Origin of the sequence: Planotetraspora silvatica, from assembly GCF_016863315.1 — a bacterium.
GTDB lineage: Bacteria > Actinomycetota > Actinomycetes > Streptosporangiales > Streptosporangiaceae > Planotetraspora > Planotetraspora silvatica.
This window is the reverse complement of sequence record NZ_BOOQ01000003.1, coordinates 356,982-376,545: the sequence shown is the minus strand read 5'-3', so window position 1 is coordinate 376,545 and position 19,564 is coordinate 356,982. Positions and strand designations below refer to the sequence as shown.

Genomic DNA, 19,564 nt, shown 5'->3' with positions numbered 1-19,564 from the left:
GAGGCGCGAGAGTGCGGGCATGGACGGCGACACGCTCTTCACGATCGGTGACCTGGCCCGGCGGACCGGGCTGACGGTCAAGACCATCCGGTTCTACTCCGACACCGGGATCGTGCCGCCGACAGACCGCAGCCCGGCTGGCTACCGGCTCTACGACATCGGCGCACTCACACGTCTGGACCTAGTGCGCACCCTGCGTGACCTGGGCCTCGACCTTGCCGTCATCCGGCAGGTGCTGGATCGGGAGGTCTCGGTGCCCGAGGTCGCGGCCGCACACGCCGATGCCCTGGAGGTGCAGATCCGCACTCTGCGACTGCGGCGCGCCGTGTTGCGCGCGGTGGCCAAACGCGGCTCCAGCCCCGAGGAGATGGACCTCATGCATAAGCTCGCCAAGCTTTCCGACCACGAACGCCGACGCCTGATCACCGACTTCATCGACGACACGTTCGGTGGGCTCGACGCCAACGCCGACTTCGTCGACATGATGCGCTCGGCCATGCCCGAACTGCCGGACGACCCCGAACCCGAGCAGGTCGACGCCTGGGTGGAACTCGCCGAGCTCACCCAGGATCCCGACTTCCGCGCGGCCGTGCGCCGCATGGCGGAGTACCAGGCGGCCGAGCGCGACCAAGGCGACCGCACCGGCTTGCACCACGACCTCACCGAGACCGTTCGGGACAGCGTCGGCCGCGCGCTCGATGCCGGCATCGCTGCGGCCTCGGCCGAGGCCGCACCCATCATCGACGCCCTCACCGCTCGCTACGCGCAAACCTTCAGCCGCGCCGACGACGCCGACTTGCGCCACTGGCTGCTGACACGTCTGGAGATCGCCGGCGACCCCCGCGCCGAACGCTACTGGCACCTGCTGGCCGTCATCAACGGATGGCCCGTCCCGCCCAGCCTGACGCCGGTGTTCACGTGGTTCACGCAAGCCTTGCGCGCCCGCACCGGGCAGCACTCCCGCGTGGAGTAGTCCCGCGCCTGGCGGGGGTGCGGGAGCCGGCGCCGCGGGTGACCTTGGTCCGCATACCGCGACATCATCATCGACCGATACGTCAAGCCGCACATCGGCGGTCAGAAGCTGCAAGCGGTTCGTCCGGCGACGATCACGAGCTCTGCGGAAGCCTGGGCCGCCGAGACCTTCGCCAAAGCGATCGAGGAATAGTGGGGGCCACCTGGGAGCCACCCGTGCCGGCAAGCAGCTAGATCATCAGCAAATCAAGAAGGCCCCTGATGGCGTATTGCCTGTTCAGGGGCCTTCTTTGCTGGGTGCGGCCGGAGGTACTCGAAACCCCAACCTTCTGATCCGTAGTCAGATGCTCTATCCATTGAGCTACGGCCGCTCGTCTCGATGCCCTGACCTGCAAGGCAGTGCGACGACAAGAACTCTACCAGACCCCGTACCCCTGCCAGAGCCAATAACTTTGCCGTCCGGCAACCCCCAGGTCCGGCTCAACTCAAGATCCTTCCGGCGCGGACGGTCCTGATCAGGCGGGAGAGGGAGCGGTCAGGACTCCGCGACGAGCAGGGAGAGGGTCTCGGCGATACATGCGGGTTTGTCGAGGCCCTCGACCTCGATGACGACCCGCAGGCTCGCCAGTGTGCCGGAGGGGGTGCCCTTCACGTCGATGATCTCCGCGCCCGCCCGGATCCGCGAGCCGACCGGCACAGGCCGGGCGAACCTGACCTTGTTCAGCCCGTAGTTGATCCCCATCTTCAGTCCGTCGACGCGGAACAGTTCGCTGGTGAACGAGGGGATCAGCGCGAGCGACAGGTACCCGTGGGCGATCGTCGAGCCGAAGAGACCCTCCTTGGCCCGGTCGACGTCCACATGGATCCACTGGTGATCGTCGGTGGCGTCGGCGAAGCCGTTCACCCGCTCCTGCGTGATCTCCCGCCAGTCCGTGTATCCCAGATGTTCGCCCTTTGCCGCCTTCAGTTCGGCGAGGTCATTGAAGATCCGCATACCTCCGTACCCTAACCGCGTCGGCCGGGCCACACCGGTTTCACCTCCCGTCGCCTCATGTTGGAGCGCCCGTCATCCGGCCTTTCTAACGTGCGCCACATGAAACGAATCTCGATCATGTTTGGCGCCCTCGCGCTGGCTGCCGGGCTCGCCACCCCCGCCGTGGCGGACTCCGGCCACGCGACGTACGGCCGGGCCACGCTGACCGGTTTCGCCTCGCTTCCGGCGCAGACGTACGTGCCCGGCAGCCTCCCCTCCGGCGCCCTCGCCGGGGCCGGCCCGATCAACGGCGTCCCCGTGCCGTTCCCGGGACAGCCCGTTCAGGGCTTCAGCGGTGTCATCAACAACCACGACGGCACGTACAACGTGCTGTCGGACAACGGTTACGGCAACAAGGCCAACAGCGCCGACTTCCTCCTCCGCGTCCACCACATCAAGCCCGACACCAGGACCGGCAAGGTCAAGGTGCTCGGCGGCTTCAACCTGAGCGACCCCAACCACAAGGTGCCCTTCGCGCTCACCCGGTCCGACCGGGTGCTGACCGGCTCCGACTTCGACGTCGAGTCGATCGTGCGCGCCCTCGACGGCACGTACTGGATCGGTGACGAGTTCGGCCCATGGCTCCTGCACTTCTCGCGGTCCGGCAAGCTCCTCCAGGCCCCGATCCCCCTCGAGGGTGTGAAGGCTCCGGAGAACCCGTACCTGAACGGCGGGCAGCCGAACCTCAACAGCAGCAAGGGTTACGAGGGCATGGCGCGCGGGATCGACGGCCGCTACCTCTACCCGCTCCTCGAGGGCACGGTGGCCGGAGACACCCCCGGCGACCTGCGGATGAACCAGTTCGACCTGCGCAAGGGCCGCTACACCGGCAAGCGCTTCGTCTACCGCCTCGAGGCTCCCGGCAACTCCATCGGCGACGCCATCTCCATCGACGACCACCGTTTCCTGATCATCGAGCGGGACAACGAGCAGGGCGACGCCGCCAAGCTCAAGCGCCTCTACCTGGCCGACACCCGTGACCGCAACCACGACGGCGTCATGGACAAGACCCTGGTCGCGGACCTGCTCGACCTCGCCAACCCGAAGGGCCTCGGCGGCTTCGGCAAGACGTTCCGGTTCCCGTTCCAGACCATCGAGGACGTCACCCTGCTCGACGACCAGACCGTGGCCGTCCTGAACGACAACAACTTCCCGTTCTCCTCCGGCCGCACTCCGGGCCAGGCGGACAACGACGAGTTCATCACCGTACGGCTCTCGCAGCGCCTGCACGCCGACCGTCGCGCGTTCCTGTGAGCATCCCTCGGTAAACGGTTCCGCAGGCGTCCCCGACGCCGGCAGGCTCCCCGCGCCCCCCGGCGTACGGCATGTGCCCGTACGCCGGGGGGCGCTCGTGCGTCACGCCGCGATCCGTCTCCGGCAAGAACGTTTTCGCACGTCCGATCGGTGCTGCCGCGATCCAGACCTGACCGATACACCTTCATGCATTCGCGCCGTCGCACGTCACCGAGGATCACGGATGGGTATCAGACAGTCACACGATTGACCCACCGCCTGCGCCGGAGCATGAGTGAGCAACGAGTTCGACCCACCCGGCAAGCGATACCGCCTCCGCGGTCTCCTCGCCGTCACCCTCGTGGGGATCGTCTCCTGGGTGCTCATCATCTGGGTCGCCGTACAGCTCTTCAGCTGACCGCGGCCGGTTCGCATCTGGGAACGTGGCTGGGCGAGCAGGTCAGGGACATGGCTGGACGAGTGCGCGGCACGGGGGTGGCGTGGACCTCGTCGCCTACGACGAGTACCTGGCGACGAGTTCGCGCTTGAGCACCTTGCCGCTCGGGCCGAGCGGAAGGGTCTCCACGATCTCGAGGCGACGCGGGTACTTGTAGGCGGCGAGCTTCTCCTTCGCGTACGCGGCGAGTGTCGAGGAATCGACGTCGGCGCCCGGTGTGAGCACGACGCAGGCCATGATCTCTTCTCCGTGGACCTCGTCCGCGACGCCGAACACGGCGGCGGTCGAGACGGCCGGATGGGCGGTCAGCAGTTCCTCCACCTCGCGCGGGTACACGTTGTAGCCGTTGCGGAGGATCATGTCCTTCTTACGGTCGACGATCCAGAGGTATCCGTCGGCGTCCTTCCTCCCGAGGTCGCCGCTGCGGAACCAGCCGTCGACGATGGCCTTCGCCGTCTCCTCGGGCAGGTGCAGGTAGCCCTTCATGATGTTGTGGCCGCGAATCACGATCTCGCCCAGTTCGTCGACGCCGAGCAGTTCGATGTGGTCGTCGACGTCCGCCTTGGCGATCTCCAGGTCCACTCCCCAGATCGGGGTGCCGATGCTGCCGGCTCGGGGCGTGCGGCCGATGTGGTTGAAGCACGCGACCGGTGAGGTCTCGGTGAGTCCGTACCCTTCGTAGATCTCGACGCCGAACTCCTTGCGGAAGCGCTCGATGACGGCGAGCGGGATGGACGCGCCGCCCGAGATGGCGTACCGCAGTCTCGGCCGCTCGGGGATGGTCTTCGCGGCCTCGAGCAGCGCGACGTACATCGTCGGGACGCCCATCATGATCGTGCACTCGTTGTCGATGAGGCTGCGCAACGCGGTCTCGCCGTCGAACCGGGGCAGCAGGACGACCTTCGCCTGCGCCCGGATGCCGGCGTTGAGCGTGCAGGTCTGGCCGAACGTGTGAAACAGCGGGAGGGCGCCGAACACCACGTCGTCCGGTCCCATGTCGAAAGTGCTGAGCAGCAGGGTGTTGGTCTGCTCGACCAGGGCGAAGTGGGAGCCCATCGCCCCCTTGGGCTTGCCCGTCGTGCCGCTCGTGTAGAGGATGGTCGCGGTCGCGTCCGGCAGGCACGGTTCGTAGGTGATGATCGGCTCGGCCTCCGCGGCGAGCTTCTCGAGTTGCGGGATTCCTTCGACGGGATCGGGCGAGAGCACCGAGATCACGGGGATGCCGGCCTGCTCCGCGCCCTTCGCCCCCTCGGCGAGCAGCGGCGCCGCGCAGACGAGGACCGTGGCACCCGAATCCCTGAGCACGTACTCGATCTCGCCGGCCTTCAGCAGCGCGTGGATGGGAACGACGATGCCGCCGAGGCTCAAAATCGCGTAGTACACCCGCGGGAAGTCGGCGACGTTCGGGATGAGGATCGCGACCGCGTCACCGGGCTTCACTCCCTGCGCCCTGAGAGCGCCCGCGTATCGGCGCGTCTGGTCCCACAGCTCCGCGAAGGTCAGCGTGGAGGAGCCGACGACGATCGCGGTCTTGTCGGGCGCGCGGTCGGCGGTCTCTTTGAGGATCGCGGCGACGGAGAGGGTGGCGTTGCTGGGGGCGCTCATGGGTTTTCCTCATCTCGCTGGAGGCGAACTTCAGCCCGGTCCTGCGCCTCTCCCCCCGGCCAGCGCGCGCACCGTGGATCACCAGAATGCCAGCGATGATGTCCGGGAAGAAGCCCCCCGCCTGGCGAGATCGGCTCCGATTCCGGAACAGGAGCGCCACCGGTCCGGCCACGCGGCCGACGGCACGGAGACAGCCCGCGCAAGGGCTCGGCGCCGCGAAGAGTTCACCGTAGCTTTGGCGATCTTCCCCTTTATCTGACCTGAGTTGACGGTGATCCTGACAAGTGTTCGTCCCCCTCTAGCAGTTCCCCCCAGTAGGAGGCTTCGTGCACACCCTGCAACGCCCCCGCACCTCGTGGCCGGCACGGCTCATCGTCATGCTCGCCGCCCTCACGTCCCTGATCGGCCTCGTCGGCATCACCCCCGCCAACGCGTCGGTCTACAACTCCTGCACCATCTCGCGGTGCGCCGACGCGCGCTCGGCCGACGCGATCTGGGAGTCCAAGGGCTACCCCACCACCGCCGGCTGGTACACCTGGTCGGGCGGCAAGTACAACTACACTGGCGGACGCTTCCAGAACCGTGAGGGCCAGCTCCCCAGCGGGGGCACCTACTACGAGTACGACGTGTACTCCCGGGCACGGGGTGCGGCGCGTGACGCGTACCGGATCGTCGTCAACCGCAGCACCGGCGTGACCTGGTTCTCCCCGAACCACTACACCGACTTCTACCGGCTCTAGGAACTCCATGACATCCGCCGAACGTCCGCTGCCGCCATGGCTGACGGTGTCCACCGGCCCGGCGCCGGCGGTCGTCGACGGGAGCGCATGCCGGACCCGCGCCGCCTTCTTCGAGGAGGCGGCGCGGGCTCTGCGCCTTCCCGGCTACTTCGGCCGTAACTGGGACGCGCTCACCGACTCCCTGCGCGATGTGATCCGTACCGGGATCGTCGCCCTGATCGTGGAGCACGCCGAGGAACTTCTGAGCGACGAGCCCCCCGAGCACTTCGCCACCTTGCTGGCCGTTCTGGCCGGTGCGGCCGACGCCGGGCTGACGGTGACACTGTGCACCGAGCCCGGCCAGGAAACGCCGCTCCGCCGACGGGTCGCCGCCGCCCTGGCCTGACCCCCGGACGGCATCGGCGATCCGATCCCCTGCTCACGCAGCCGTACGGCCGGCCAGGCGCGTGCTCCGGTTCCTCAACCGGAGCACGTCACATGGCCGGCCGTTCACACCCCGGACCGCGTCCGGGCGTAGATCAGGGGCCCGTGATCGTGAACTGCGATCCCGGTTGCTTCACGATGTCGCCGTCGGCCGAGTTGGTGATGGTCACGTTCGTCAGCGTCGCGTTGCCGCGGGCTCCGCTCATGGCCAGGATGCCGGCGCCGTTGTTGGACTTGTCGATCTTCACATTGGTGATCGCGACGTTCGGCATGTTGCCGCCGCCCGTCTTGAACTGGATGCCGTCGTAGGTCGAGTCGGAGATGTCGGTGTCGCGGATGGTGACGCCGGTGATGTCCCTGCTCGACGGGAACAGCGTGATGGCGCCGAACTCCTGGTCCTCGTTCCAGAAGACGCCGCCGCTGCGGTAGATCCCGTTGTTGGCGATCAACGTGGTCCCCGAGAAGGGCAGGGGACTGTGGTCGGTCGCCAGCATGATGCCCGGGTAGTTCATGGTGTCGTAGATCAGGTTGTTCTCGATCGAGTTGTCGTAGCCGCCGTAGATCGCGATGCCGTTCGCGCGCCAGGGCAGCTGGACGGTGTTGTTGATGAAGTGGTTGTCGTGCGTGTTGTCGACGACCTGGTCCTTCACGGCCTGGTTGGCCCAGACCGCCAGGGCGTCGTCGCCGGTGGTGCGGAACGAGGAGTTGAACACCTTCGAGTTGCGCGTGCCGTTGGTGAAGTTGATCCCGTCGGCGTAGGTGTCGCGGACGCGCATGCCGCTGAACTCGAGCCCGTCGGCGGGTCCCCACAGGGCGGGGATGTTGTCGTAGTCACGACCGACCCAGACGCCCACGTTGGCGTGTTCGATCCAGACGTTGGAGATCTTGGTGTTCTTGCCGAACCGCCCGTTCAGGCCGACGCCGCCCTCATCGTTGCCGTCGCCGCCGCGGATACGGCCTGAGCCGAAGATGGCGATGTCGGAGATCTGGACGTTGTCGTCGATGTCGAAGCCGAAGTTGCCCTCGTGCGGGTGGTTGATGCCGCCCACCACGTCCTGCGGCTCGGTCAGGGTGTACAGCTGGGAGTGCCACATCCCCGCGCCGCGGATCGTGACGTTGCTGATGCCCACCTGGTTGTACTGACCCCGGTTCAGCGGGTCGTCGGTGAGGATCTTCTGCTCCTGACGCCACTGCCCCGCCGGGATCCACACGCAGCTGATGACCCCGTTCTGGTCGTCGGTCACCGCCCGCTGGATGGCGGCCGTGTCGTCGAGCCCGTCATTGGGCACCGCCCCGTAGGCCGTGATCGAGGTGCAACCGGCGGGCTGGCTCGCCGGTGGCGCCACCTGCTCCAGGTCGATCAGGTCGATGATGTAGAACGAGGCCGTGTCGGTCGCGTCGCGCTGCAACCGGAACTTGGTGCCGGCCGGGTAGCTCTGCGTGAGCAGCGCATTCGACTCGTCGAACAGCCGCCTCGCGTCGCCCTGCGGCGTGTTCGTCAGAGCTTCGGGGCCGTCGGTGTTCCCGTACAGCCAGCTGTGCCGTGAGGAGAGGGTCAGCTTCCTGGAGAAGGTGCCGTTGATGTACAGGCTGATGCTGGCCTCGATGCCGCCGCCGTTCGGCGCGTCGGGGATGGAGTTGCGCACGACGATCGAGTTGGAGGGGCTGGTGGAGGTGAACTCGACGAACTGTCCCGTGCTGTTCAGCCGCACCGACTTCCGCCCGGAGGATTCGGTGGCGAAGTTGGTGTGCCCGAAGGTGCGCAGCGGGTCGGCCTCCAGCAGGGTGCCCTGGTAGTTGGCGGATTCGGCCTCGTACTCGACCCACGGAACCGCCGCCCCGCGTCCGACCACGATCGCCTGCGAGAACGTGTTGTTGGTCTCGTTGGTCTCGGCGACCACGTCGGTCGCGTCGGCGGTGGCGGTGATGGTGGCGCCGCCGCTGGTGGCCGTCCAACTGCCGCTGATGGCCACGTTGGCCGTCGCGCCCGCCGCGATCGACGGCGTGTTGGTGTTGAGCGTGGTGCCGCCCACCGCCACACGGGTGACCGTGGTCGCGCCGGAAGCGGCGGTTCCGCGGTTCTTCACCGCCACGTTGAACGTCACGGCCGCTCCGACCGCCGGGTTCGGCGGATTGGAGCTGACGCTGAGGACCTGCAGGTCGGGGCCGGGAGCCTGGGCGACGACCAGCGACGACGCCGCGGTGAAGGTGTTGTTGGTCTCGTTCTGCTCGAAGACCGTGTTGTCCGCGTCCACCCGGGCGCTGACGGTGTAGGTCCCCTCACCGCGGGTGCCGATGTTCTGGGTCACCGTGGCGGTGCCGTTGACGGGCAGGCCGGGGATGTTCGCGGTGCCGACCAGAGCGCCGCCGAGGTAGAGGTTGACGTCGTCCGCGGCGGAGGCCGCGGTGCCCGAGTTCCTGACCGTGGCCGACAGGGTGATCGCGTTGGTCTCGTTCGGGGAGGCCGGGGTCCACGTGAGGTTGGTGACCGCGAGGTCGGGGTTGGGTGCCGGGACGCCGATGACCTGGAACTCGGCGGCCTGACCGGCGGGGGCGCCGGAGTTGCTCGTGAACTTGAGCTGGACGTCGGCGACCCTGCCGCTGACCGGGAAGCTCACGGTGTTGCCGCTGGCGGGGGCGAACTGGGCGACGATCGGCTGGGTCAAAGTGGTGAACGTGGTGGCGCTCTGCTCACGCCCGAGGACCTGGATGGTCTGGGTGCGGGGACCCCAGGAGCTGTCGGGGTTGAGCTTGACGACGACCTGGTTGACGTCGGCGTTCGACCCGAGCTGGACGGTAAGCGTGTTGGGGTAGCTGCCGCCCGCACCTTCCCAGTAGGTCGCGGTGCTGTTGTCGTTGGCGTTGGCCGGCACGAAGGTGAACACCGAACCTGACGCCGTGATCGGCTTGCCGATGGCGAGGTTGGAGCCTCCACCACCGCCGCTGCCGATCCGCGTGACGGTGTTGCTGTCGGCCGACTGCTTACCCGAGGCGTCCTTGGCCTTCACGTAATACGACACCGTCGCCGTGGCCGGCTGCGTGTCGGTGTAGGTCAAAACGTTGCCAGCCACACTGCCCCGCAGAGCGTTGTTGGCGTAGACGTCATACCCCGTCACACCCACATCGTCGGTGGACGCGCCCCAGGTCAGCCTGATCTGACCGGATCCGGGCTCGGTGTAGGCCAGGTTCGACGGCGCACTGGGAGGCTGGGTGTCCCCACTGGCGACTGGACCGTACACCTCGAACTCCGAGATCTGACCGGCCGGCCAGCCCGTGTTCCCCGTGATGTTCAGCCGCACGTACCGCGCCGTCGTCGCGGTGAAGTTGATCGTCACCGTGTTACCGGTCGCCGGATTGAACGTGTACCCCGCCGACCCCACGGTCGTGGTCGCCGGAGGAGAAGAGGTCCCGGTCAGAACCGACAGCGTCTGCGTCCTGGTCGCCCACGCACTCGGCGCCGGCACCTTCAACACGACCTGGTTCACGCTGACCGCGGACCCCAGATCCACCTGAATCCACTGCGGGAAGGCGTTGTTCGCGCTCTCCCAATACGTGTTCTGATTACCGTCACCGGCATTACCCGCTCCGTAGACGTCCGCGAAGCTGCTCGCCGACATCGGCTTACCGGCCGCCAGGTTCGGACCCGCTGCCGAGGCCGGAAGCACCGGTCCCGCCAGAACGAGCAGGCAGGCCGCGAGCATGGCCGCGACCAGCCGTAAAACAGGGTTCTTTTTGCTCATCACGTTCTCTCTCGTCAGGGACGCAGGGTTCGGCGGGGAGCCGTCCCGGGGGGTGCTGATCTCAACGCAGAGGGAGGAAGGCGCTGGTCCGTGCCGCGTGGGGCGGCGCCCGACCGCGCAATGCGGTAGCCGACATCACCTGGGGCCTCCATGAGGGATGGGGGCGGGGCCAGGCGCACGGACGCAGTGCGCTCAACCAGAACTTGCGGAGAATAGAGAGAAATGAACAGTGATTTGCAAGAATCTTGCAGGACGTTGCCCAAAGGTTACTTTTACACTACGGTCACGTCAACTGTTAGGAAGCGGCTTTCTGATCCGTCTCCCTGGGTCACGCGTCGTACCAGCCGCCGTCGATCCGCAAAGTCGCGCCGGTGATGTAGCCGGCAAGCGGGCTGGCCAGGTACGAGACGAGGTCGGCGTAGCCGCGTGGCCGGCCGACGCGGCCGACGTCGTTGGGCGACAGAGCGTTGACGGCGTTCGGCTCGATCTCCTCCCAGGTCTCCCCCCAGCCGCTCTGCCTGCCCAGATCCGTCAGGAAGTCCTGGATGCCGGGGGTGAGAACGCCTCCCGCCGCTACGGCGTTGGACGTCACTCCGGAATGCTTCAGCTCACGCGCGAGGGACGCGGCGAGGTTGTTGCGGGCGGCGTTGGTCGCGGCGTAATGGGGCTGGCTCGCCTGCGGCAGGTCCCCGAGCACGCTGCTGATCTGAATCACCCGGCCCCAGCCGCGCTCGCGCATGCCGGGGACGAGATGCTGGATCATCCGCACGCTGGAGATGACGTTGATGTTGTAGATCCCGGCCCATTCCACGGATGAGGAATCGGCCCACCCCACCGACGGGTCGTAGACGCCCACGTTGTTGACGAGGATGTCGACCGGTCCTCCCTTGAGTGCCGCGGTCGCGACCTCCTCGGCGCCGGCGTCCGTGGCGAGATCGCCGATGGCGACGGCGGCGTCGGCCCCCTTCTCCCGGATGGAACCGGCCACCGCCGCGGTCCTTGCCTCGTCCCGTCCGTGCACGACGACGGCGGCGCCTTCGGCGGCCAAGTGCCTGGCGATCACCTCACCGAGGCCGGCGCTCGACCCTGTGACGAGTGCTCGCTTGCCGCTGAGCTGCAAATCCATGTCAGTGATCTCCTCCACGGGCCCCGAGCGCAATCGAGCCCCGTTCCGCCTCGCGGGATTACACGGCCCAAATTGGACCGACAGGTCCACACTGACAGGCCTGTATTGGACCGGCAAGTCCAAAACTTGCCGACGGACGCACCACGCGATCGGCGGCGCTCAGTGGTCCTTCCCGAGCCGTCTGGCGCGGCGGAGAAAGACGACGAGGACTGCCAGGAGAACCACTGCGGCGAAGATCTCCAGTGGACCAAGGAAGAAGCGGTTCGACGACGGCACTTCCATGGTGTAACCGTCCACCGGCTGAGCTTCTTGCAGGATGTCGTTCAGCTCTCGCGCCCGACCGGAGTCATCCCATTCGGCATGGAAGCGCCGACCATCGGTGGTCGTGATCTCGACACGCTGTTCCGCGTCTTTGATGGTGGCGCTCGAGACCTTGTGCTCCTGGATCTGCCCGGTGACGAACGAGAGGTCGGCCTGCTCGTAGTCGTCGCGGTCGAGGAGGACGAACCCGGCGACGAGCACGACGGCTGCGAGCAGCGCCCAAAGCAGAGCCACACGCGACAGGCGCTTCCGCTTCGACCCTGGTGCAGACATCTCGGTCATTCGACTCCTTTGGCGATCCCCCAGAGAGTCTGGCGGTTTTCGGGCGAGAAGACCACGAAAGGGCACTCACCTGTCTCGCTCGCTCCGGCGGCGCCGCGGACGCTCGCCGGAGTTCGGAGTCGTTCGCCCCTGGTACTACGACCGACGCACTAGGACCGCTGGCCGGCCCTGTCGACGATGGTCGCCTTGAGCAGGCCGCCCCACCCGAGAATCTGGCCCTTCTTCGTGTGAAGATCCATGTCGAGACCTGTGGAGACGTGATCCTTGACGGCGATGAAGCGGAACCCCATGTACTCGTAGGTCTTCGGGTTCACGATGATCTCGCTGCGCAGGTAACCCTCGACGATTCGGTAGAGGGTGACGCCCGGCCTCCCCTGGATGTCCGCGGCCTTGGCCTCGTACCGCACTCCCGGGATCTTCGCGAGTGCCCCGTACATCGCGGCCCGCAGCTTGGACGGCAGGGCACTGTCCCGCATGTAGATCTCGATGACCTGGAACGCCCTGTCCGCCCGCGCTGTGCTGGGCACCTTCTCACCGCCGTTCTCCTCGTCCACCACCTTGTACACCTGGTCGAGGAGCGCATCCGCGTCTTCGGGGAGCGACAGCAGATACGGGTAATCGCTGCGGGGCGAGGCGCCCATCCCCGCGGCATTCTGTATCTGGAGTTTCCCTTCCTCGATGGTCGCCGACTGCTTGCCGTCCACGCGGCGCCACTGCTCCACCGTGAGACGCCTGTCAGGCGGACCGAACAGCGCGCCGCCCGTTCCCTTCGAAGACATGGCCAAGACGGTCTTCGCGTAGGACCACTGGTCCGGGCGGGGTCGTGCGTCGGGGTCGGCGGCGGCCTGCTGCGCCGCCGCCTGCGCCAGGTCCTCGGCGTTGGCGACCGGACCCAGCAGAAGAGGCCTTCGCGACTCACCCGGCGTGGTGGGGTTCCCCGTGGGACGGCCGCTCAGATCGATGTTCTGTACGACGGTGATGCCGGCCACGAGTGCGGCGGTGAGGACCCCGACCGTCACGAAGCGGCGACGCGCCGACCACCCTCCGAGCGGACGCGCGTGCGGCACCGCCGTGGCCTCGTCGACCAGCCGGGCGCGCAGGCGGGCCCTCGCTCCGGAGTCGTACGGCGTCGCCTCCGGGCGGGCCTCGCGGAAGGTCGTGATCTCGTCGGTGCTCATACCGCAGACTCCTCGTTCATCGCCATCGGATCGGTGCCGCCGAGTGCACGACGCACCTTCGTACGGATTCGGTGCAACCGGGATCGGACCGTCCCGATGGGCACCCCGAGCGCCTGGGCCGCCTCCTCGTACGTGAGGTCCGCCCACGCGATGAGCAGCAGCAGGTCACGGTCGGCCGCCGACAACCGGGCCAGCACCGCGGCGAGTTTGGGCTGCAGCCGCTCGGCGGTCACCCTGGAGGCGCTGCGCTCGTCGAACGACTCGACCGCGCCGTGGGCCTCACTGCGGGCCAGCGCCTTGTTACGCCGGACCTCCGCCCGCCGGTGCTCGCGTACGGCATGGGTCGCGATGCCGTACAGCCACGGACGGGCGTCCGGGCGCTCCCTGTCGTACGTGCCACGCTTGCGGAAGGCCGTGAGGAAGGTCTCGGCGACGACGTCCTCGGCCATCTCCGGCCCGAGCCGCCTGACGGCATAGCGATAGATCTCATCGTTGTGCCGGTCGAAGACGGCCGCGAACCGCTCTGGCTGTTTCAGAGACTGCTCGAACAGGACCGCGTCGGTCAGGCCTTCCGCGAAGGCGTACGGTCCCGCGTCAGGAGGGGCGATCAACACCAACCACGTCCGTCCATGGGGGTCCTTTCCAAGTGGATTTCACCCCGTACTCGACAGACCCGGGACTTCCGGTTCCCTCTATTTCGTCACTCGGCATCTTCGTCACTCGGCCGCCGAGGACCGCGTCAAGAAAATCGGCCACGTCCAAGGCCGGTTACCCGGTGGACGTGGCCGATGTCACGTTGGGGGACTGTGCCCGCAGGGACGACGTCGCCCCAGAGGCGGACGACGTCGAGATCCTTCTGGCTGAGGGCGTTCAGGCCGGACCGTGCGGACCGGCCTGAACGTCATGATCAGACCAGGTCGAACCGGTCGAGCTCCATCACCTTGTTCCACGCCGCGACGAAGTCGTTCACGAACTTCTCCTTCGCGTCATCGCTCGCGTAGACCTCCGCGAGCGCACGCAGCTCGGAGTTCGACCCGAAGACGAGGTCGGCGCGGCTGCCGGTCCACTTGACGTCACCCGTGGCGGCGTCGCGACCCTCGAACGTGTTCGCGTCCTCCGATGTCGCCTTCCACGTCGTGCCCAGGTCGAGCAGGTTGACGAAGAAGTCGTTGGTCAAGGATCCGGGGGTCGTGGTGAAGACGCCGAGCGGCGACTGCTGGGAGTTCGCACCCAGGACGCGGAGGCCACCGACGAGGACCGTCATCTCGGGGGCGCTCAGGGTCAGCAGGTTCGCCCGGTCGAGCAGCAGGTACTCGGCCGGCAGCCGGTTGCCCTTCCCGAGGTAGTTGCGGAACCCGTCGGCGGTCGGCTCGAGCGCGGCGAACGACTCCACGTCGGTCTGCTCCAGCGACGCGTCCACGCGGCCCGGCGTGAAGGGGACCTCGACGTCGAAGCCGGCGTCCTTGGCGGCCTGCTCGACGGCCGCACCGCCGGCGAGCACGATCAGGTCGGCGAGCGAGACCTGCTTGCCGCCGGTCTGAGCCGCGTTGAAGGTCTCCTGGATCCCCTCCAGTGTGCGCAGCACCGTGGCCAGCTGCTCGGGGTCGTTGACCTCCCACCCGCTCTGCGGCTCGAGGCGGACGCGCGCGCCGTTGGCGCCGCCGCGCTTGTCGCTGCCGCGGAAGGACGAGGCCGACGCCCACGCGGCGGACACGAGCTGCGACACCGGCAGGCCCGAGGCCAGGATCCGGACCTTGAGGGAGGCGATGTCCGCGGCGTCGACGAGCTCGTGCGTCACCGCGGGGAGGGGGTCCTGCCACAGCAGCGTCTCGGCCGGGACCTCCGGGCCGAGGTAGCGCACGATCGGGCCCATGTCGCGGTGGGTCAGCTTGAACCACGCCCGGGCGAAGGCGTCCGCGAACTGGTCGGGGTTCTCGTAGAAGCGCCGCGAGATCTGCTCGTATACCGGGTCGGCGCGGAGCGCGAGGTCGGCCGTCAGCATCGTCGGGGCGTGGCGCTTCGACGGGTCGTGGGCGTCGGGCACGGTGCCCGCCCCGGCGCCGTCCTTCGGCCGCCACTGGTTCGCGCCGGCCGGGCTCTGGAACAGCTCCCACTCGTAGCGGAACAGGTTCTCGAAGAAGCCGTTGCTCCACGCCGTCGGGGTGCTGGTCCAGATGCCCTCGAGACCGCTGGTGATCGTGTCGGCGCCCTTGCCGGTGCCGAAGGTGTTCTTCCAGCCGAGGCCCTGCTCCTCGATCGAGGCGGCCTCGGGATCGTCGCCGACGTGGTCGGCCGGGCCCGCGCCGTGGGTCTTGCCGAAGGTGTGGCCACCCGCGATCAGGGCGACCGTCTCCTCGTCGTTCATCGCCATCCGGCGGAACGTCTCACGGATGTCGCGAGCCGAGGCGAGCGGGTCCGGGTTGCCGTTCGGGCCCTCCGGGTTGACGTAGATGAGGCCCATCTGGACCGCGCCGAGGGGGCTCTCGAGCTCCCGGTCGCCGGTGTAGCGCTCGTCGCCGAGCCAGGTGGTCTCGGGACCCCAGTAGACGTCCTCGTCGGGCTCCCAGACGTCCGCGCGACCGCCGGCGTAGCCGAAGGTCTTGAAGCCCATCGACTCCAGGGCGACGTTGCCGGTGAGGATCATGAGGTCGGCCCACGAGAGGCTCTTGCCGTACTTCTTCTTGACCGGCCACAGCAGGCGGCGAGCCTTGTCGAGGTTGCCGTTGTCCGGCCAGCTGTTGAGGGGGGCGAAGCGCTGCTGGCCGGCCCCTGCGCCGCCGCGGCCGTCGCTGATCCGGTAGGTGCCGGCGCTGTGCCACGCCATCCGGATCATGAACGGGCCGTAGTTGCCGAAGTCGGCCGGCCACCAGTCCTGCGAGGTCGTCAGCACCTCCGCGATGTCCTGCTTCACGGCCGCGAGGTCGAGGGAATTGAACGCCTCTGCGTAGTCGAACCCCTCGCCGAGGGGGTTGGCCACGGCGGGGTTCTTGGCGAGGATCTTCAGGTTGAGCCGCTCCGGCCACCACTGCCGGTTTCCGCCGCCCTGAGTCGGGTGCGGGGCGCGCCCGTGCGCGACCGGGCAGCCACCGCCCTCCGTCTTCGCGTCTACGACGATTGCATCATTGTTCTCAGACATGGAAATCCTTCAGAACTAGGTGAATCACACTGCTAAGGAACTGCGGGTGGTGGAACAGTCGGGGCACAGGCCCCAGTAGATGACCTCGGCCTCGTCGATCGTGAAGCCGTGGTCGTCGGATGCGGCCAGGCAGGGCGCATGGCCGACCGCGCAGTCGACGTCGGCGACGGCACCGCACGACCGGCACACGATGTGGTGGTGGTTGTCCCCGATGCGTCCCTCGAACCGGGCCGGGCTGCCCGCCGGTTCGATGCGCCGGACGAGTCCCGCCGCGGTGAGCGCGTGGAGCGCCTCGTACACGGCCTGGAGGGAGACATGGCCCACGCGATCGCGCACCCCGGAGGCGATCGCCTCGACGCCGAGGTGGTCACCGTCCCGGACGGTCTCGAGTAATGCGACGCGGGCGGCCGTCACCCGCAGGCCGACTCCGCGCAGTTCCTCGGCGGTGGTCGGAGTCTTGGGTGCGGTCATGGCGCCCAAACCTACCTTCATAAACACGAACAATCCAAGTGAATGAATGGTACAAGTCTTGGTGTCGTCGCGTCGGGCGATGTTCGCCTCGTTGTGGCGTGACATGCCGTCCGGACCGTGGTCTCGGACCGGCGGAAGACGTGGTGATCACGTCACCTGGCGAGATCGCGGCCGAGGGATGGTCGTACAACCACCTGAGGCCACGGCCATCGGCACCTGCCCATGGTGGGCCCGAGCCACAGCCACCACGGCCGCATGCGGTTCCACCGTATCGACGAGCCTGCTGTAAGCATCTTGCGCGGCGGCACGCACAGCGGCGTCGTCGAACTCCCGCCCGGCCTCCGCCTTCAACTCGGTCATCAGGAGGTCTCCGGGCAGCCCGGTACGGGCGCGATACCACCCTGAGTCGAGGTCGATCTCCCACTCCGCCAGCGCGGTGCGCCAAGCGCCTTCGTTCGCGGCAGTGGTGTCGACGAGAGTGCCGTCACAATCGAAGACCAACGCGGCATACGGCGGAGCCGAGTGGAGGGGAAAGTCGAGCATGAGCACCTGTTCGGCTGCGGGAGACGTGCCTGCCTCAGCCTATGTCACCCCTCCGCGTAGTCCTCGGCCTCCCAATGCAGCAGGTCTCCCGGCTGACACTCGAGCGCCTCGCAGAGAGCGGCGAGCGTCGCGAAGCGCACCGCCTTGGCGCGGCCGTTCTTGAGCACCGCCAGGTTGGCGGGCGTGATCCCGACGCGGTCCGCGAGCTCGCCCACGGACATCTTCCGCCTGGCCAGCATCACGTCGATGTCGACGGCGATCGGCATCAGATCACCTCGTCCAACTCGGCCTGCATCTGCGCCGCCTCGACGTCGCGCGCGACGGCCTGGGCGAGCAGCATCCGCAGCACGAGCACGATGAGCGCAACCCCCAGGATGGCCACGCCGACCCCGGCCATGATGACGGTGACGCCCGGGTCGTCCCGCTGGCCCGGCGCATTGATGGCAGTGACCGCGAACCACACGAGGGCGGCCGCCACGATCGCGCCGATCACGACGTCCACGTACCGGAAGGCGGCGTGGGAGAACACGGTTCCGCGTCGCACCATCGTCACCAGCCGCCATACGCAGACCAGGGCGACCTGGGCCGACACCATGCCCAGGATCGTGATCACGCGCAGCGGGGTCAGCGGGAGCGACCCGTCCTCCGGGTCGCTCCCGCTGACCAACGCCCACACCATCCCCGCCTGTACGAATACGGTGCCGGTGAGCACCAGCGCGAGCACGGCGCGAAGCGCACGCACTGCCAGCTTTCCCATGACCCATCCTTCCATCGCGTTGCGATGGAAATCTATCGAAAATCGATAGGTACGGCAAGCGGTGCGAGCAATCAGGCTCCACCCTGTCCAGCGTGAAATCGCCTCATGCCACGCGTCACGACGGAGCGCCGCGTGGCCGGGCCCTCAGCGCACGATGGTGCCGAGCACCTCGTTGAACGCCTCCGTGGAGCTGGGATGGGTGTAGACGCCGTCGCGCAGTTCGGCCGCCTTGATGCCGTGCCGCATGGCGAGCGCGACCGTGTTGATCAGCTCCTGCGCGTCGATGCTCAGTAGCGCCGCTCCGAGGATCTCGTCCGTCTCGGCGTCGATCACGAATTTCATGACACCGCGCGTCTCCTCGACGACGTATGCGCGAGGCATGGCCACGATGTCGGCCACCAGCTCGCTGGCGATCTTCACCCTGCGGCCCGTCTCGCGGGCCTGCTTCTCCGTGATGCCCACGGTCGCCAGCGGCGGGGTCATGAAGAGGGTGTTGGGGATCGCCACCCGGTCCGCCGTCGACCGGCGACCCTCCCCGACGAGCTGATCCATGACGATGCGGCTGTCGTCGAGGGAGACGTAGGTGAACTGCGGCCCGCCGTTGACGTCGCCGAGGGCGAAGATGTGTGGCCGGCTCGTCCGCAGGTGCTCGTCGACCGCGATCGCGCCGCGATCGGTCGTGCGGACACCGGCGGCCTCGAGCCCGAGATCACGGATCGCCGGCGCGCGCCCGGTAGCGGCGAGCACGGCGTCGGCCTCGACGGTCCGCCGCCAGCCGTTCTCTTCGTAGACGACGGTCGTGGCGCTCTCGCCGTCGCGCACCTCGGTGACACGCACGCCGGTGACGATCTCGATTCCCTCGCCCAGGAGGATGCCCTCAGCCCCGGCAGCGACGTCGTCGTCCAGCCGGCCGAGGATCTTGGGGGCGGATTCGAGCACGGTGACCTGCGAGCCGAAGCGGCGGTATATGGAGGCGAACTCGATTCCGAGGTACCCGCCGCCTATGATCGCGAGCCGCTCCGGCAGCTCCGTCGTCTGGATGAGGTCGGCACTCGTCACGACCCGCTTGCTGGCGCGCAGGCCGGGAATGTCCGGGATGATCGGCTCGGAGCCGGTGTTGATCAGGATGGTCTCGGCGGTGACGGCGAGCTGGTCCTCGCCTGTTCCGACGACCACAGTGTGCGGGTCGACGAACGCGGCCCGGCCGGTGACGACCGTGACGGTGTCGGCGTCGTTCATCGCGTCGTGGTTACTGCCGCGGAAGAGCGTGGTGAGCGCCTGGACGCTGCCTACGGCGCGCTCGTACCACTCCTGCGGAGAGTCGTCGGCACGGCGCTTGCCGGAGTGGTGCACGAGCGCCTTCGTCGGCACGCATCCGACGTTGGGGCAGGTGCCGCCGTACATGCGGTCCGACTGCTCAACGAGCACGACGTTCCTGCCTCGGCGGCCCATCTCGGCGGCCACGGTCTTGCCGCCCTTCCCGAAGCCGATGACCAGGACATCGGCGCGCAGAACGTGGTTGGAGATGGTCATGGCGCCAGTCTTGA

18 protein-coding genes and 1 tRNA gene are annotated in these 19,564 nt (G+C 67.8%); 5 read left to right on the top strand and 14 right to left on the bottom strand.

Annotated elements, in window-relative coordinates; all coding sequences use genetic code 11:
* Positions 1–19 precede the first annotated feature (19 nt).
* Positions 20–973: a MerR family transcriptional regulator gene (locus Psi02_RS05025; protein ID WP_203972230.1), complete on the top strand. Its 954-nt coding sequence runs from the start codon at positions 20–22 to the stop codon at positions 971–973.
* Positions 974–1,270: 297 nt separating this feature from the next.
* Here Psi02_RS05025 and Psi02_RS05020 read toward each other — a convergent pair.
* Together Psi02_RS05020 and Psi02_RS05015 are read right to left on the bottom strand one after the other, a co-directional pair.
* Positions 1,271–1,343 (bottom strand) — tRNA-Arg (locus Psi02_RS05020).
* Positions 1,344–1,507: 164 nt separating this feature from the next.
* Positions 1,508–1,966, bottom strand: a complete 459-nt coding sequence (locus Psi02_RS05015; protein WP_203972229.1) for a MaoC family dehydratase — start codon at positions 1,964–1,966, stop codon at positions 1,508–1,510.
* 99 nt (positions 1,967–2,065) lie between these two features.
* Here Psi02_RS05015 and Psi02_RS05010 point away from each other — a divergent pair, with 99 nt between their 5' ends.
* Together Psi02_RS05010 and Psi02_RS40635 are read left to right on the top strand one after the other, a co-directional pair.
* A complete protein-coding gene (locus Psi02_RS05010; RefSeq protein WP_239094608.1) occupies positions 2,066–3,259 on the top strand; it encodes an esterase-like activity of phytase family protein in 1,194 nt (397 codons plus the stop codon).
* Positions 3,260–3,533: 274 nt separating this feature from the next.
* Positions 3,534–3,656 carry a hypothetical protein gene (locus tag Psi02_RS40635; protein ID WP_275415140.1) on the top strand — a complete coding sequence of 41 codons (123 nt, stop codon included), beginning with the start codon at positions 3,534–3,536 and terminating at the stop codon, positions 3,654–3,656.
* Between the two features lie 96 nt (positions 3,657–3,752).
* On the opposite strand, the gene Psi02_RS05005 is transcribed toward Psi02_RS40635, so the two are convergent.
* Positions 3,753–5,300 (bottom strand): long-chain-fatty-acid--CoA ligase, encoded by a 1,548-nt coding sequence (locus tag Psi02_RS05005; RefSeq protein WP_203972228.1) that lies wholly within the window; start codon positions 5,298–5,300, stop codon positions 3,753–3,755.
* A 326-nt stretch (positions 5,301–5,626) separates the two neighbouring features.
* On the opposite strand from Psi02_RS05005, the gene Psi02_RS05000 reads away from it, so the two are divergent.
* A complete protein-coding gene (locus Psi02_RS05000) occupies positions 5,627–6,040 on the top strand; it encodes a ribonuclease domain-containing protein (RefSeq protein WP_203972227.1) in 414 nt (137 codons plus the stop codon).
* 7 nt (positions 6,041–6,047) lie between these two features.
* On the top strand, positions 6,048–6,425 hold the full coding sequence (locus Psi02_RS04995) for a barstar family protein (RefSeq protein ID WP_203972226.1): 378 nt from the start codon (positions 6,048–6,050) through the stop codon (positions 6,423–6,425).
* Positions 6,426–6,558: 133 nt separating this feature from the next.
* Here Psi02_RS04995 and Psi02_RS04990 read toward each other — a convergent pair whose 3' ends face one another.
* The 11 genes from Psi02_RS04990 to Psi02_RS04940 all read right to left on the bottom strand — a co-directional run bounded on the left by Psi02_RS04990 (position 6,559) and on the right by Psi02_RS04940 (position 19,550).
* Positions 6,559–10,203 carry a CARDB domain-containing protein gene (locus tag Psi02_RS04990; protein ID WP_203972225.1) on the bottom strand — a complete coding sequence of 1,215 codons (3,645 nt, stop codon included), beginning with the start codon at positions 10,201–10,203 and terminating at the stop codon, positions 6,559–6,561.
* Between the two features lie 328 nt (positions 10,204–10,531).
* Positions 10,532–11,329 carry an SDR family NAD(P)-dependent oxidoreductase gene (locus Psi02_RS04985; RefSeq protein WP_203972224.1) on the bottom strand — a complete coding sequence of 266 codons (798 nt, stop codon included), beginning with the start codon at positions 11,327–11,329 and terminating at the stop codon, positions 10,532–10,534.
* 159 nt (positions 11,330–11,488) lie between these two features.
* Positions 11,489–11,932, bottom strand: a complete 444-nt coding sequence (locus Psi02_RS04980) for a hypothetical protein (protein ID WP_203972223.1) — start codon at positions 11,930–11,932, stop codon at positions 11,489–11,491.
* A 149-nt stretch (positions 11,933–12,081) separates the two neighbouring features.
* A complete protein-coding gene (locus Psi02_RS04975; protein ID WP_203972222.1) occupies positions 12,082–13,110 on the bottom strand; it encodes a CU044_5270 family protein in 1,029 nt (342 codons plus the stop codon).
* Positions 13,107–13,724 (bottom strand): RNA polymerase sigma factor, encoded by a 618-nt coding sequence (locus Psi02_RS04970; RefSeq protein ID WP_308442203.1) that lies wholly within the window; start codon positions 13,722–13,724, stop codon positions 13,107–13,109. Before Psi02_RS04970 ends, Psi02_RS04975 begins: the two co-directional genes overlap by 4 nt.
* 293 nt (positions 13,725–14,017) lie before the next feature.
* Positions 14,018–16,246: a catalase/peroxidase HPI gene (katG, locus tag Psi02_RS04965; protein ID WP_203972221.1), complete on the bottom strand. Its 2,229-nt coding sequence runs from the start codon at positions 16,244–16,246 to the stop codon at positions 14,018–14,020.
* 24 nt (positions 16,247–16,270) lie between these two features.
* Positions 16,271–16,717, bottom strand: a complete 447-nt coding sequence (locus Psi02_RS04960; protein ID WP_203972220.1) for a Fur family transcriptional regulator — start codon at positions 16,715–16,717, stop codon at positions 16,271–16,273.
* 147 nt (positions 16,718–16,864) lie between these two features.
* Positions 16,865–17,260 (bottom strand): HAD family hydrolase, encoded by a 396-nt coding sequence (locus tag Psi02_RS04955; protein ID WP_203972219.1) that lies wholly within the window; start codon positions 17,258–17,260, stop codon positions 16,865–16,867.
* 44 nt (positions 17,261–17,304) lie between these two features.
* Positions 17,305–17,526, bottom strand: a complete 222-nt coding sequence (locus Psi02_RS04950; RefSeq protein WP_203972218.1) for a helix-turn-helix domain-containing protein — start codon at positions 17,524–17,526, stop codon at positions 17,305–17,307.
* Entirely contained in the window at positions 17,526–18,017 is a 492-nt protein-coding gene (locus Psi02_RS04945) for a DUF2975 domain-containing protein (RefSeq protein WP_203972217.1), read from the bottom strand. Before Psi02_RS04945 ends, Psi02_RS04950 begins: the two co-directional genes overlap by 1 nt.
* A 144-nt stretch (positions 18,018–18,161) precedes the next feature.
* Positions 18,162–19,550: an FAD-dependent oxidoreductase gene (locus Psi02_RS04940; protein ID WP_203972216.1), complete on the bottom strand. Its 1,389-nt coding sequence runs from the start codon at positions 19,548–19,550 to the stop codon at positions 18,162–18,164.
* Positions 19,551–19,564 lie beyond the last annotated feature (14 nt).